At 65.7% G+C, this 12,514-nt stretch carries 13 protein-coding genes and 2 tRNA genes; 8 read left to right on the top strand and 7 right to left on the bottom strand.

What is annotated here, in order from left to right; all coding sequences use genetic code 11:
* Positions 1–252: 252 nt before the first annotated feature.
* Genes icmH through tssJ form a run of 3 tightly spaced genes read right to left on the bottom strand, consistent with a single transcriptional unit; the run spans position 253 to position 2,993 of the window.
* Positions 253–1,014, bottom strand: a complete 762-nt coding sequence (gene icmH, locus ACFFJK_RS21540) for a type IVB secretion system protein IcmH/DotU (RefSeq protein ID WP_379681720.1) — start codon at positions 1,012–1,014, stop codon at positions 253–255.
* The gene (gene tssK, locus ACFFJK_RS21535; RefSeq protein ID WP_379681719.1) at positions 1,011–2,357 is read right to left on the bottom strand and encodes a type VI secretion system baseplate subunit TssK; all 1,347 of its coding nucleotides are present in this window, start codon (positions 2,355–2,357) and stop codon (positions 1,011–1,013) included. The genes icmH and tssK overlap by 4 nt, the downstream gene beginning before the upstream one ends.
* A gap of 60 nt (positions 2,358–2,417) precedes the next feature.
* Positions 2,418–2,993 carry a type VI secretion system lipoprotein TssJ gene (gene tssJ / locus ACFFJK_RS21530; RefSeq protein WP_379681718.1) on the bottom strand — a complete coding sequence of 192 codons (576 nt, stop codon included), beginning with the start codon at positions 2,991–2,993 and terminating at the stop codon, positions 2,418–2,420.
* Between the two features lie 197 nt (positions 2,994–3,190).
* Between tssJ and ACFFJK_RS21525 the strand changes: the two genes are divergently transcribed.
* The 7 genes from ACFFJK_RS21525 to tssA all read left to right on the top strand — a co-directional run bounded on the left by ACFFJK_RS21525 (position 3,191) and on the right by tssA (position 10,640).
* Positions 3,191–3,784, top strand: a complete 594-nt coding sequence (locus ACFFJK_RS21525; protein WP_379681717.1) for a tetratricopeptide repeat protein — start codon at positions 3,191–3,193, stop codon at positions 3,782–3,784.
* 60 nt (positions 3,785–3,844) lie between these two features.
* Positions 3,845–4,357, top strand: coding sequence for a type VI secretion system contractile sheath small subunit (gene tssB / locus ACFFJK_RS21520; RefSeq protein ID WP_379681716.1), 513 nt, complete (start codon positions 3,845–3,847; stop codon positions 4,355–4,357).
* Position 4,358: 1 nt separating this feature from the next.
* Positions 4,359–5,855: a type VI secretion system contractile sheath large subunit gene (gene tssC / locus ACFFJK_RS21515; RefSeq protein ID WP_379681715.1), complete on the top strand. Its 1,497-nt coding sequence runs from the start codon at positions 4,359–4,361 to the stop codon at positions 5,853–5,855.
* 40 nt (positions 5,856–5,895) lie between these two features.
* Complete coding sequence (locus ACFFJK_RS21510; RefSeq protein ID WP_379681714.1) at positions 5,896–6,387, top strand: Hcp family type VI secretion system effector; 492 nt, start codon at positions 5,896–5,898, stop codon at positions 6,385–6,387.
* 113 nt (positions 6,388–6,500) lie between these two features.
* The gene (gene tssE / locus ACFFJK_RS21505) at positions 6,501–6,971 is read left to right on the top strand and encodes a type VI secretion system baseplate subunit TssE (RefSeq protein ID WP_379681713.1); all 471 of its coding nucleotides are present in this window, start codon (positions 6,501–6,503) and stop codon (positions 6,969–6,971) included.
* A gap of 36 nt (positions 6,972–7,007) precedes the next feature.
* Positions 7,008–9,650: a type VI secretion system ATPase TssH gene (gene tssH, locus ACFFJK_RS21500; protein ID WP_379681712.1), complete on the top strand. Its 2,643-nt coding sequence runs from the start codon at positions 7,008–7,010 to the stop codon at positions 9,648–9,650.
* 9 nt (positions 9,651–9,659) lie between these two features.
* A complete protein-coding gene (gene tssA / locus ACFFJK_RS21495; protein WP_379681711.1) occupies positions 9,660–10,640 on the top strand; it encodes a type VI secretion system protein TssA in 981 nt (326 codons plus the stop codon).
* Between the two features lie 84 nt (positions 10,641–10,724).
* Here the strand turns inward: tssA and phaP are convergent, their stop codons facing one another.
* Both phaP and ACFFJK_RS21485 read right to left on the bottom strand, forming a co-directional pair.
* A complete protein-coding gene (gene phaP, locus ACFFJK_RS21490; RefSeq protein ID WP_379681710.1) occupies positions 10,725–11,306 on the bottom strand; it encodes a TIGR01841 family phasin in 582 nt (193 codons plus the stop codon).
* Positions 11,307–11,359: 53 nt separating this feature from the next.
* Positions 11,360–11,566 (bottom strand): hypothetical protein, encoded by a 207-nt coding sequence (locus tag ACFFJK_RS21485; protein ID WP_379681709.1) that lies wholly within the window; start codon positions 11,564–11,566, stop codon positions 11,360–11,362.
* 114 nt (positions 11,567–11,680) lie between these two features.
* On the opposite strand from ACFFJK_RS21485, the gene cueR reads away from it, so the two are divergent.
* Positions 11,681–12,091 carry a Cu(I)-responsive transcriptional regulator gene (gene cueR / locus ACFFJK_RS21480; RefSeq protein WP_446686063.1) on the top strand — a complete coding sequence of 137 codons (411 nt, stop codon included), beginning with the start codon at positions 11,681–11,683 and terminating at the stop codon, positions 12,089–12,091.
* An 87-nt stretch (positions 12,092–12,178) separates the two neighbouring features.
* Here cueR and ACFFJK_RS21475 read toward each other — a convergent pair.
* Positions 12,179–12,263: transfer RNA gene (locus tag ACFFJK_RS21475), tRNA-Leu, on the bottom strand.
* Between the two features lie 97 nt (positions 12,264–12,360).
* Positions 12,361–12,445 (bottom strand) — tRNA-Leu (locus ACFFJK_RS21470).
* Positions 12,446–12,514 lie beyond the last annotated feature (69 nt).

Genomic DNA, 12,514 nt, shown 5'->3' with positions numbered 1-12,514 from the left:
AGGGCAGCCCTAGCGAAACCAAGGCTGGCCCTATTACCATGCTGCACGGCCTCCAGCGGTTCAACGGAGTGATGCAGGGTTGGAGACTTGCAAAGATGTGGGGCTAGGTTAGGGCCTTCGCCGGGATGACGCTGTTTTGCTTCATGATGGTTCTCGTACAGTGGCTTCGACAGCATCGCTACACCAAAAAAAACGTCGTTCCCGCGAAAGCGGGAACTCCAGTTCGGTAGCGCACCGCAGGCGCTACCATTCTCACGGCAAGGTAATCGTCACATGCGCCGCCTTGGGCGGCAGCTTCACCAGGTCGTTGTACTGCGCCATCGCCGCCTCGGTCTCGTTGGACAAGGCCGTGCGGAAGCCCAGGTAGGCGCCCAATCCAGCCAGCAGGAACACCGCGCTCAGCACCCACAGCGACAGGTCGCTCTGCAACCGGTTGACCACCTGGTCTGGCCGCTCGGCGTGCGGCGCAAAGCCGCGCGTGCGGCCGCGCATGCGGGCGATCTCGTCGCCCAGGCGCGCCACCAGGTAATCGAGCTTGTCGCGTCCGTCCAGCGCATAGCGGCCCTGGAAACCGAGCAGCAGGCACATATGGAAGACCTCGAGCGCCTCCACGTGCACCGCCCCCTTGGCGCGCAGGTCCTCCAGGCGGTGGAAGAAGTGCTCCCCCGCCAGCTGGTCGCCGAACACGCGCAGCTGGAGGGGCCGCGTCTCCCAGGCCTCGCGCACGTCGTAGGAGGAGCGCAGGATGATCTCGTCCACCGCCGAACAGTAGGCATACTTGGCCGCCGTCACGTCGTCGGCCGAGATGCCGAGCGCCTTGGCATTGCGGTCGACGTCGGCCAGGAAACCGGTCATGTTGTCCGCGAAGGCCACCTTGTCCTGCGGGCCGCAGCCGTTCTTGAGCAGGAACAGGGCATAGAAGCCTTCGTACATGATGTCCACCAGCCGCTGTGGCTGCTTGACGGACTGCTGTCCCGGTTGTGGCGCCACGCGCCGTTCGACGAAGGCGCTCATGCCGCCACCGCGATCAGTTCGAGGCGCAGGTCGCGGATCCCGTTCGGGACGTACACCGAGATCGCCTGCGCTTTCAGCATCGTTTCATACAGCATGCCACGGTTCTCCAGGATGAAGTAGTAGGTATCGGGCCGGACCGGCACCGCCGCCGGCACCTGCGGGGCGTGCACCAGCTTCACGCCGGGCAGCGCCGACAGCACGAACTTGTCGACGTCTTCCGGCGCCCCGATCTTGAACTGCAGGGGCACCACGTCCACCAGCTGCAGTGCCGGCATGTCGGCCGCCACCGCAAGGTAGAGCGTGGTCTGCATGTTGATGCGCCCCGAATCGAGCGCGCCCAGGTAGTAGGAGGGGCGCTCGCGCTTCAGGCCGATCGTGAAGTAGCGCGACGAGATCACGGTGTCGAGCAGGTCGCGGATGATGCCGTCCAGCCGCGCGAACTGCGGGCCGGGGTCGGCATGCACGTAGGACGGCAGGTCTTCCAGCCGATAGCTGCGCGAATAGGTCATGAGGCCGCCCGCGAGCGACAGCAGTTCGCCGAACAGCCGCTCCGGGTGCAGGTCGCGGTGGCCAAGGAAGTGCGACAGGGCCGCGTAGCCGGTGCTGGCGGTGTGCAGCAGCCAGAAGGCAGAGACGTCGCCGCCACGGATCTCGACCACGTTCTTGCTTGGCTCGCGCAGGTGGCCGTACAGGGCGTTGACCTTGGCCAGCAGCTTTTCCATGAGCCGCGCCAGGCCGTGGTACAGGCCTGGCGCGGCGTCGATCGACAGGCTGGGCGGCACGAAGGAGGGATCGGCCTCGAAGCCACCCGTCGCCATGCGCCGCAGGCGTACCAGCGGGAAGCTTTCGTAGGCTTCGAGCGGCTCGGAATCGGCCACCAGTTTCAGCGACTTGCGCAGGTAGGTGAGCGGCGCTTCGGCGGCGCGCGTGAACAGGTCCTGGGTCTCGCGCTCGTAGCTGGAAAAGCGCACATCGGGCTGCACATCGCCATTGCCGTCCGGTGCGCAGTTTTCGCCCCAGGCCTTGAGCGAGGGCAGCGCAGCATGGAAGGTCACGGTCTGCAGCCCGGCGGGCAGTTCGGAGAGGCGCACCTGCAGCGGCAAGGGGTCGCCGTCCGGCGCCCGGTACACTTCGCCATCGGGGAACAGCACCGACAGCTCTTCCACCCGCAGGACGTCGTGGCGCAGGGCGTCGGTGTCGATGACAAGCTTGCGCACACCCCAGGCGTAGGGGTACAGCGCGCAGGCCGTCTGGTGCAGGCGCGCTTCATGGTAGCGGTCCTGTTGCTGGAAATGCTGGGGCCGCAGGAAGAGTCCTTCGCCCCAGAGTAGCTTCGCTGGCATGCTCACGTCGACCTCGCCTCGTTTCCAGAAATTCCTAGCTTGGCGGAAACAACAAGCGCTTCATTGACAGCGCACAGAAGAAAGCGAAGCGGCTTGCGCGTTGCCGGCCGCATTGGCATTCGTGGTGAGCGCACAGGCGTGCAGCCCCACCGTCAGGCCGTTGCGCTGCGCTTCCTCCGCCGGGAAGGTGGCGCGCCAGCGTCCCTCCGCCGGGCGCTGGAACAGGGCCACCACCGCCAGGTGGCTCGCCTCGTGGCTGACCTTTTCGGTCACCTCGTAGCGCTGGCCGGGCACCAGCATGATCTCGCGCACCTCGAGCAGGTCGGCGCCCAGGCTGGCGCGTTCGGCGTCGGGAGTGAGGAAGGCGGAGTAGGGCGCCTGTTCGAACGCGTCCTTGCGGCGCAGCTTGTACAGGCGCACCGCCAGCGCGAGCGCCTGGCCGTGCTTGTCCGCATTGAGCTTGCCGGAAGCATGCAGCCGCACCAAGACCTGGCGCGGCGGCTTTTGCGCATCGGGCAGCTCGGGCGGCTTCCTGATCCCGCTTGCCTCGAGCGCGGAAGCGGCGAAACCGCCGCCTCCACAGCCGGCCAGCAGCGCCGCGGAGAGCAGGGCCGTCAACAGGGAAACTGTTCTCATAGCCATTTCCTTTTCTCATTATTTGGCAGGTCAAGCACGGATTGAACCGCAGCCGCGTAGCGCTGCCCTGATCGCGCGCAAGCGCAAGCTTTGTCATGCTGGCCGGTGGTGAACGCAGCTTTGGTTGACTGTCCGCAACTTCGGGGAAATATGCTTGCCAATAATGGTGGCTGGTTTAACTGTCGTGGAGAGCCAGCATGATGTTGAAACGTTTGATGCCGTTGATCGTGGGAGTCGTCGCCCTGGCCGGGTGCGCCAGCGGCCCAGAAAAAGTGGTGGCCAAGTCGACCGCCGCCGCAGGGGAACAGGTCTTTACCGAAGCCGATGCCGCGATTGCGGCCAAGCAGGAGGAAAAAGCCTACGCCATGCTGAAAGCGGCGGGCCAGGCGCACCCGGTCGACAAGCGGCCGTGGGTCAGGATGGCGCAGATCCGCTTCAATGCCGGGATGTATGGCGAAGCGATCACCAATGCACAGGAAGCGCTCGAGCGCGATCCGGACGATGCCGTGGCGCACAGCATCGTCGCCGTCAGCGGCCTGCGCGTGGCCAGCAAGGCATTGTCGGACCTGACGCGCAAGAACAACCTGCAGGGCGACGTCAAGAGCGAGGCGCAGGACCTGGCCAAGCTGCTGCGCACCAGCATCGGCGAACCGGACCTGTTCCCCAAGAAGAATGACACGGCCAGGCCGACGCCGCCGAGGGCGCGGGCAACGAGCACGGCGGCCAACACGCCGGCCGCGTCGAGCAAGCCTGCCAGCAACGACAAGGACCCGTTCGCCGGCCTCAAGTAAATCACGCGGCCGGCGCGGCCGGCTGTTCCATCCCCCCGCAACCTGGAGTCTGGAGTCGACATGGCCAAGAGTGAAAGCGTGCAGAAACGCTTGCAGAAGGTGCGCGCGCCCCGCGTGCAGATGACTTACGACGTCGAGATCGGCGACGCCATCGAGAACAAGGAGCTGCCCTTCGTCGTCGGCGTGGTGGGCGACTTCGGAAGCGACCCGGCAGCCGAGAAGAAGCGGCTGAAGGACAAGAAGTTCGTCAACGTCGATGCCGGCAACTTCGACGAGGTGCTGGGCGCGGTGGCGCCCAGCGTGAGCTTCAGGGTGGACAACCACCTGTCGCCGGAAGGCGGCCAGTTCGCGGTGCAGCTGCAGTTCAAGGAGATGGACGACTTCCGGCCGGAGTCGGTCGTGCGCCAGGTGAAGCCGCTGAGCGGCCTGCTGGAGGCGCGCACCAAGCTGGCGGACCTGCGCAACAAGCTGGCCGGCAGCGACAAGCTGGAAGACATCCTCAGCGAGGTGCTGGGCAACACCGAAAAGCTGGCGAGCCTGCGCAAGCAGGGCGGCGACGAAAAGGAGGCCTGAGATGGCGGCAGTCCTCGATACCGCAAGCAAGCCACAGGCCGCCCAGGCCGTGGAACTGGAAACATCGCTGCTGGACCAGATCGTCGAGCAGAGCCGGGTGGCGAAATCCAGCAGCGAGCACGAACGCGCGCGCGACATCATCGCCGAGCTCGTGACCCAGGTGATGCAGGGCACGATGGTCATGTCGAACAACCTGTCGGCCATGATCGATGCGCGCCTGGCGGAACTGGACCGCATGATCTCGGAGCAGTTGTCGACCGTGATGCACGCCCCCGAGTTCCAGAAGCTCGAGCGCAGCTGGACCGGCCTGCACTACCTGGTGAAGAACAGCGCTACCTCCGCCAACCTGCAGATCCGCATGCTCAACGCCAGCAAGCGGGAACTGGTGAAGGATTTCCAGTCTGCGATGGAATTCGACCAGAGCAGCATGTTCAAGAAGGTCTATGAGGAGGAATTCGGCACCTTCGGCGGCGCCCCCTACGGCACCCTGATCGGCGACTTCGAGATCTCGCGCCAGCCCGAGGACATCTACTTCCTGGAGCAGATGTCGCACGTGGCGGCGGCCAGCCATGCGCCTTTCATCACCTCGGCCTCTCCCGAGCTGTTCGGCATCGACAGCTTCGGCGACCTGGGCAAGCCGCGCGACCTGGCCAAGGTCTTCGACACGGTCGAATACGCGAAATGGAAGGCCTTCCGCGAATCGGAAGATGCGCGCTACGTCGGCCTGACCCTGCCGCGCTTCCTCGGCCGCCTGCCGTACCATCCGGCCGACGGCATGACGACCGATGGCTTCAACTATGTCGAGGACGTCGACGGCAGCGACCACCAGAAGTACCTGTGGTGTAACGCGGCCTACGCCTTCGCGTCCAAGCTGACCAAGGCCTTCGAGGACTACGGCTGGTGCGCCGCCATCCGCGGCGTCGAAGGCGGCGGCCTGGTCGAGAACCTGCCGGCCCACACCTTCAAGACCGACGAAGGCGAGGTGGCGCTCAAGTGCCCGACCGAGCTGGCGATCACCGATCGCCGCGAAAAGGAACTGTCGGACCTCGGCTTCATCTCGCTGGTGCACTGCAAGAACACCTCGTACGCGGCCTTCTTCGGCGCCCAGTCGGCGCAGAAAGCCAGGAAGTACAACACCGAGGCCGCCAACGCCAACGCCGTGCTGTCTTCGCAGCTGCAGTACATCTTCGCCGTCTCGCGCATCGCGCACTACATGAAGGCCATGATGCGCGACAAGATCGGCAGCTTCGCCGCCGCGTCCAACGTCGAGGACTACCTGAACCGCTGGCTCACGCAGTACGTGCTCCTGGACGACAACGCGAGCCAGGACCAGAAGGCCCAGTTCCCGCTGCGCGAGGCGAGCGTGCAGGTATCCGAAGTGCCGGGCCGCCCCGGCGTGTACCGCGCGGTGAGCTTCCTGCGTCCGCATTTCCAGCTCGACGAGCTGTCAGTTTCGCTCCGACTGGTCGCGGAGTTGCCCCAATCGACCAACAGCTAGCAGCCAAGAGCAGTCTTTCTCAACTTGAATGGAGTAGAACATGGCAATTGACGTGTACCTGCAGATCGATGGGATCAAGGGCGAATCGATGGACGACAAGCACAAGGACTGGATCGAGTGCCTGGCGGTGGACTGGGGCGTGAAGCAACCGCGTTCGGCGACTGCCTCGACCGGCGGCGGCCACACCGCCGAGCGTTGCGAGCACGAGGAGATCAAGCTCAAGAAGCTGGCCGACCTGTCCTCGCCGATCCTGCTGCAGACCTGCTCGGCCGGCAAGACGATCCCGAAGGCCAAGCTGGAGTTCATGCGCGCCGATGGCCAGGGCGAGCGCATCAAGTACTTCGAGATCGAACTGGAAAACGTCCTGATCGGCGGCGTCAAGCCGAACGTGGAGGAGGGCAGCATCATCCAGGAGGAGGTCAAGCTGAAATTCTCGAAGATCAAGTGGAAGTACACCCAGCAGAAGATCGGCGGCGGCTCGGGCGGCAACACCTCGGGCGGCTGGGACCTGGCCGCGAACAAGGTCGCCTGAACGGCCTTGATGCGCAACGCGTAGCATTGCCCCGCCATGCGGGGATCCGGCGCGGCGCCACGCGATGGCAAGCGGGCGCCGCGCCCATTTTGCCCCGGTTTTTCGGAGACAGCATGAAGGGCTTCAAAGCGGGCCTGCTGGACCGCCTCATGGACGAACGCCCGGACGCGGGTAGCGGCCTGCCCGTCACCAGCGAACAGCTCAAGGACAGCGTGGCGCGCGACCTCGAAGCGCTGCTCAACACGCGCCTGGCCCTCGACCCGGCGCTGTTCGGGGGATATCCGGAAGCGCGCGGCTCGCTCCTGCATTACGGGCTGGCGGACTTCGCCGGCTACTGCCTCACCAGCAGCCTCGATTGCGCGCTGGTGTGCGCCAGCATCAAGGAGGCCATCGAAACCCACGAACCCCGCCTGCGCGAGGTCAGCGCCACGCTCGAGCCCGCGCCCGGCAGCGTCAACCGGCTCAGCTTCGTCATCCACGCCCGGCTCTGCCTCGCATCCACCAGCGAGCCGGTGAACTTCAATGCGGTGCTGCAGCCATCGTCGCTGCATTACGCCGTCAAGCGAACCGTCCGGCCGCGCTAGGCGCGGCCGGCCAACTTCATCCAAGGACGCGATACGATGGACATCAATCTCAAGACCCTGATCGGCAAGCTCAACGACACCACCCGCGCCGCCGCCACCCGCGCGGCCTCGATCTGCGTGGGGATGGGGCAGTACGAGGTCGAGGTCGAGCACCTGTTCCTGGGCCTGATCGAACAGCCCGGCAGCGACCTGGCCGTGATCGCCCGGGGATGCGACGTCAGCCTGACGGGCCTGGAGACCGACTTGCGCAACGAGATCGCGCGCTTTGCCACCGGCAGCGCGCGTACCCCGGTGTTCTCGCGCCACCTGCCGGTGCTGTTCGAGCATGCGTGGCTGATCGCTTCGTTGGGGACGCCGACTGCGGGCCAGCCGAACCAGATCCGCAGCGGCCACCTGCTGCTGGCGCTGCTCACCGAGCCTTCGCTGGCACAACTGGCGCAACGGGCCTCGCCGCTGTTTGGCAGCTTCCCGATCGACCGCCTGAAGCACGATTTCGACAAGATCACGCGCGGCTCGCAGGAAGCGCGGCCGGCCGCGCCGCCGCAGCACGACCTGCCCGGCGACGCGGCCCAAGAGATCGTCGCCGGCCCGGCGCGCGGCACGCCCGCGCTCGACCAGTACACGACCTGCCTGACCCAGCGCGCGCGCGACGGCAAGGTCGACCCGGTGATCGGGCGCGATCCCGAGATCCGCCAGGCGATCGACATCCTGATGCGGCGGCGCCAGAACAACCCGATCCTGACCGGCGAGGCCGGCGTGGGCAAGACCGCCGTGGTGGAAGGGCTGGCGCTGCGCATCGCGAGGGAGGAAGTACCGGACGTGTTGAAAGGCGTCGAGATCCACACGCTCGACATGGGCCTGCTGCAAGCCGGGGCCAGCGTGAAGGGCGAATTCGAGAACCGCCTGAAGAACGTGATCGACGAAGTGAAAAAGAGCCCGCACGCGATCATCCTGTTCATCGACGAGGCGCACACGATGATCGGCGCGGGCGGCACGGCCGGCCAGAACGATGCGGCCAACCTGCTGAAACCCGCCCTGGCGCGCGGCGAGCTGCGCACCATCGCGGCCACCACGTGGAGCGAGTACAAGAAGTATTTCGAAAAGGACGCCGCGCTGGCGCGCCGCTTCCAGGTGATCAAGGTGGAGGAGCCGGACGAGCCGACGGCCTGCGCCATGCTGCGCGCCATGGCGCCGCTGATGGAAAGCCACTTCAATGTGCGCATCTACGATGACGCCATCGTCGAAGCGGTGCGGCTGTCGCACCGCTACATCAGCGGACGCCAGTTGCCGGACAAGGCGATCAGCGTGCTCGACACCGCCTGCGCCAAGGTGGCGCTGGGCCAGAGCGCCACCCCGGCCGCGCTGGAAGACTGCACACGCAAGATCGAGCGCATCGGTGCGCAGATGGCTTCCCTGCAGCGCGAGGCCAACGCCGGCGCCAGCCATGAGGAACGGCTGGCCGAGCTGCGCCGGCAGCGCGGCGGCCTGGACGACGAGCGCATCGGCCTGCAGCGCCGCTGGGACCAGGAGCAGGCCATCGCACTCGAGATCGGCGCGATGCGCACCGCGCTGGAGGAGGGGCGCGCCCAGGACGGCAACGCCCTGCGCATGCTGACCGACCGCCTGCGCGCGCTGCAGGGCGAAACGCCGCTGGTGCCGGTGCAGGTGGATGGCCACACGGTGGCGGAAATCGTCGCCAGCTGGACCGGCATCCCGCTCGGCCGCATGGTCAAGGACGAACTGAATACCGTGATCAAGCTCCAGTCGCTGCTGGACGAACGCATCCTGGGGCAGTCGCACGCGAGCCACGCCGTGGCCCAGCGGGTGCGCACCGCGCGCGCCAACCTGGATGACCCGAACAAGCCGAAGGGCGTGTTCCTGTTCGTGGGCACCTCGGGCGTGGGCAAGACCGAGACCGCCCTGGCGCTGGCCGACATCCTGTACGGCGGCGAGCGCAAGCTCGTCACCATCAACATGAGCGAGTACCAGGAAGCGCACAGCGTCTCCGGCCTGAAGGGCTCGCCGCCGGGCTACGTGGGCTATGGCGAGGGCGGGGTGCTGACCGAGGCGGTGCGCCGCAATCCGTACAGCGTGGTGTTGCTGGACGAAGTCGAGAAGGCCCACGCCGACGTGCTGGAGCTGTTCTTCCAGGTCTTCGACAAGGGCGTGCTGGACGACGCCGAAGGGCGCCAGATCGATTTTCGCAACACGATCATCATCCTGACTTCGAACGTGGGCTCGAGCCAGATGATGGGGGCCTGCCTGAACAAGCCTCTGGCTGACGTGCCGACGCCGGAACAGCTGGCGGAGCTGATCCGCCCGCAGCTCATGAAGCATTTCAAGCCGGCGTTCCTGGGCCGCTTGTCGGTGGTGCCGTTCTACCCGATCCGCGACGAAGTGCTCACCAATATCATCCGGCTCAAGCTCGACCGCATCAAGGCGCGCGTGATGGACAACCACCGGGCGCGCTTCGAGTACGACGACGCGCTGGTGTCGGCGGTCCTGAACCGCTGCACCGAGGTCGATTCGGGCGCGCGCAACGTCGACAACATCCTGAACGGCACGCTGCTGCCCGAGATCGCCGACAGCGTGCTGGCGCGCATGGCCGAGGGCGGCGCCATCACCCGGGTGAAGGTGGGCGCCACCAAGGCCGGCAAGTTCAAGTACGCGATCGAATAAGGGGGCGACATGTTGAACCTGGATAAACTGCTGGTCCCGATCAGCATGGACCGGCCCTGCGGCGAGGACCTGGCATTCTCGCCGGAATTCGACGCCATCAACCGCGCGCGCCAGGCCGACGACCCGTCGATCGAGCAGGGCGCCTGGGTCACGACGCTCAAGGAAGCGGACTGGAAATTCGTCTCGAAGCGCTGCATCGAGTTGATCGAGACGCGCAGCAAACACCTGCAGCTGGCCGTGTGGCTGGCCGAGGCGAGCGCCAGGACGGGCGGCCTGCGCGAACTCGCCGCCAGCCTGCGCCTGCTCGCCGGCCTGTGCGAGCGCTACTGGGACAGCGTGCACCCGCTGCCGGACGAGGACGGCTTCGACCGCCGCATCGGCAACCTGGCCTGGATTGCCGCCCGCATCACGCCGCTGGTGAAAGAGGTGCCGATCGCCGATGGCGTGAGCATGATTGCCTGGGAAGCGGCGCGCGGGCGCGGCCCGGATGCGGTGGCGGAGCTGGAAGCGGCGCGCGCCCGTGCGGCGCCGGCCGCACGCCAGGCCTTGGGCGCCGATGCGCAGGATTGCCTGGCCGCGCTGGCCGAACTGGAACGCGTGGTCGACGACAGGCTGGGCGTGGATGGGCCGGGCTTCGGCGCCGGCCGCACGGCGCTGCGCGATTTCGCCGACCTGGTCGCGCCGCCCGCCGCGCCCGTGCCGGCGCAGCCTGAATCGAAAGGGGCGCTTGCCACGGTCGTGCCTGCAGGCGGCATGCCGCTGCGCGTGCTCGACGGACCCTTGCAAACCCGCGAGCAGGCGCTGGCGCAGCTGCGCGCGGTGGCCGAATTCTTCCGGCGTACAGAGCCGCACAGCCCGGTCGCCTACCTGGCGGAAAAGGCCGCTCGCTGGGGCGAACAGCCGCTGCACGCATGGCTGCGCTCGGTCATCAAGGACGACGCTTCGCTGGCAAAGGTGGAAGAACTGCTGGGGATTGAAGTAGAGAATTAGATGGAGAACCGAACGCCAGGATAGTGAAAGAAAATTTCATCCAGGAGGCTGGGGTGAAATATTCTTTCACGCTGGCCGACGGATTTATTCCGCCGCTTGTTGCGTGTCCTGCTGCGGCTGCACACCTGCTTGCATGCCTGGCTGCACCATCGAGCTTGCCTTGGCAATCTGCGCCTCGACGGTCTGCACCGCTTGGCGCGTCGCCTGCGTCACCTGCTCATAGCCCTTGAAGGCGTTGTCGATGGCGGTCTTGATGATCTCGACCGCGTTCTCCGAGCCCGGCTTGACGTTCTGCGTCACGTCGTAAATCAGGGCTGACAAGGTGCTCTTGGCTTCGGCCACGTGGGTGTCGGCGGCCTGGCGGAACTCGTTGTGCATCTCGTCGATGATGGCCTTCAGTTGGGCGCGGTATTCGGCCGCACCGGCCGCACCCGGCTGCATGCGGGCGTGCAGCGCTGCAATGGCGGCCTTCGGATCGCTGGCTGCCGCCATCTCCTGGCCCGCAGCCAGCGAACCTTCCATCGAGCTTTTCGCTGCATTCATGTTCAGCGCCATGACCTGTTCCACGCCCTTGACGGTCTTGCTGGCGAGGGCTTCGAAGGTCTGCATCTGCAGGTCGAACAGGGTCTTGGTGGCGTTGGCGAACTGCTCCGGACTCGTGAACATCGGTTGTCTCCTCAGTATTGGAATAGATCGGATGAGCTACGCTTGCTTCTCCATTATTTAGCAACAATGAGTTTTTCGCAACGCGCGTCCCGATACGGACCGGCAGATTTTTCCCAACCCGGCCCGAGCGGCGTCTGCGAACAGGCCAATGCGCCGTTGAGCTTGCTGCGCCACTGGAAGTAGGGCGCCGGACCCGCGGCCACATCGGCCACGATGCCGGCGGCAAGGAGCAACAGAAAAGTGAGGAGGATATGTTTCATGCGGTGTCGAGCTTAACGCGATGGCGGCGCAAGTCAAGCAATGACTTGACCTTCCCAGGATGGGAAGGTGTATCCTGCACCGCGATACGACAGCTTCAGTTCCAGGGGGTGACCATGCAAGAGAGCGACAAGTTGCTGAATATCGGCGACGCAGCCAAGGCATCGGGCGTGTCGGCCAAGATGATCCGCCACTACGAGTCGATCGGCCTGCTCAAGGCGGCCAAGCGCAGCGAGGGCGGCTACCGGCTGTACAGCGAACAGGACGTACGCGTGCTGCAGTTCGTGCATCGCGCCCGCGCGCTCGGGTTTTCGCTGGAGCAGATCGGCAAGCTGCTGGGCCTGTGGCTGGACCAGGACCGCGCCAGCGCCGATGTGCGCGCGCTGGCGCGCAGCCATATCGAAGAACTGAACCGGAAGATCGCGGAGATGGAAGCGATGCGCCGCACCCTGGAAGCGCTGGCCGCCTCCTGCCACGGCGACGCGCGCTCGGATTGCCCGATCCTGGACGACCTGGCGGCGCAATAAGAAGAAGGGCAACCGGCAACGCAAAACGCCGTAAGCCTTTTCCAAAGCTTACGGCGTTTTGCGGGACTCGCGTCCTTCGGTAGAGTTTGGTGCCCACGGAGGGACTCGAACCCCCACACCTCGCGGCACATGGACCTGAACCATGCGCGTCTACCAATTCCGCCACGTGGGCACTGATGCTACTTCGCTTACCGCTACTACTGTTCTGCTTTCCGCACCGGCGGGAAACCCGCCGGGCCTACGATACTGCATACTACTGCGGAATTCTATGGTGCCCACGGAGGGACTCGAACCCCCACACCTCGCGGCACATGGACCTGAACCATGCGCGTCTACCAATTCCGCCACGTGGGCATCGGTACTGCTAACTTCTTTGCTACGGTACAACGAACTGCTTGCGGAGAATTGCTCCGGTAGAGTGGT

Origin of the sequence: Massilia consociata, from assembly GCF_042432755.1 — a bacterium.
GTDB classification, from domain to species: domain Bacteria; phylum Pseudomonadota; class Gammaproteobacteria; order Burkholderiales; family Burkholderiaceae_D; genus Telluria; species Telluria consociata.
This window is presented reverse-complemented; position numbering and strand designations above follow the sequence as displayed.

What these genes read in the sequence shown, in the direction of transcription:
- icmH (WP_379681720.1), bottom strand. Translation starts at nt 1,014, where the DNA reads ATGAGCGCCTTCGTCGAACGGCGCGTGGCGCCACAACCGGGACAGCAG.
- tssK (WP_379681719.1), bottom strand. Translation starts at nt 2,357, where the DNA reads ATGCCAGCGAAGCTACTCTGGGGCGAAGGACTCTTCCTGCGGCCCCAG.
- tssJ (WP_379681718.1), bottom strand. Translation starts at nt 2,993, where the DNA reads ATGAGAACAGTTTCCCTGTTGACGGCCCTGCTCTCCGCGGCGCTGCTG.
- ACFFJK_RS21525 (WP_379681717.1), top strand. Translation starts at nt 3,191, where the DNA reads ATGATGTTGAAACGTTTGATGCCGTTGATCGTGGGAGTCGTCGCCCTG.
- tssB (WP_379681716.1), top strand. Translation starts at nt 3,845, where the DNA reads ATGGCCAAGAGTGAAAGCGTGCAGAAACGCTTGCAGAAGGTGCGCGCG.
- tssC (WP_379681715.1), top strand. Translation starts at nt 4,359, where the DNA reads ATGGCGGCAGTCCTCGATACCGCAAGCAAGCCACAGGCCGCCCAGGCC.
- ACFFJK_RS21510 (WP_379681714.1), top strand. Translation starts at nt 5,896, where the DNA reads ATGGCAATTGACGTGTACCTGCAGATCGATGGGATCAAGGGCGAATCG.
- tssE (WP_379681713.1), top strand. Translation starts at nt 6,501, where the DNA reads ATGAAGGGCTTCAAAGCGGGCCTGCTGGACCGCCTCATGGACGAACGC.
- tssH (WP_379681712.1), top strand. Translation starts at nt 7,008, where the DNA reads ATGGACATCAATCTCAAGACCCTGATCGGCAAGCTCAACGACACCACC.
- tssA (WP_379681711.1), top strand. Translation starts at nt 9,660, where the DNA reads ATGTTGAACCTGGATAAACTGCTGGTCCCGATCAGCATGGACCGGCCC.
- phaP (WP_379681710.1), bottom strand. Translation starts at nt 11,306, where the DNA reads ATGTTCACGAGTCCGGAGCAGTTCGCCAACGCCACCAAGACCCTGTTC.
- ACFFJK_RS21485 (WP_379681709.1), bottom strand. Translation starts at nt 11,566, where the DNA reads ATGAAACATATCCTCCTCACTTTTCTGTTGCTCCTTGCCGCCGGCATC.
- cueR (WP_446686063.1), top strand. Translation starts at nt 11,681, where the DNA reads ATGCAAGAGAGCGACAAGTTGCTGAATATCGGCGACGCAGCCAAGGCA.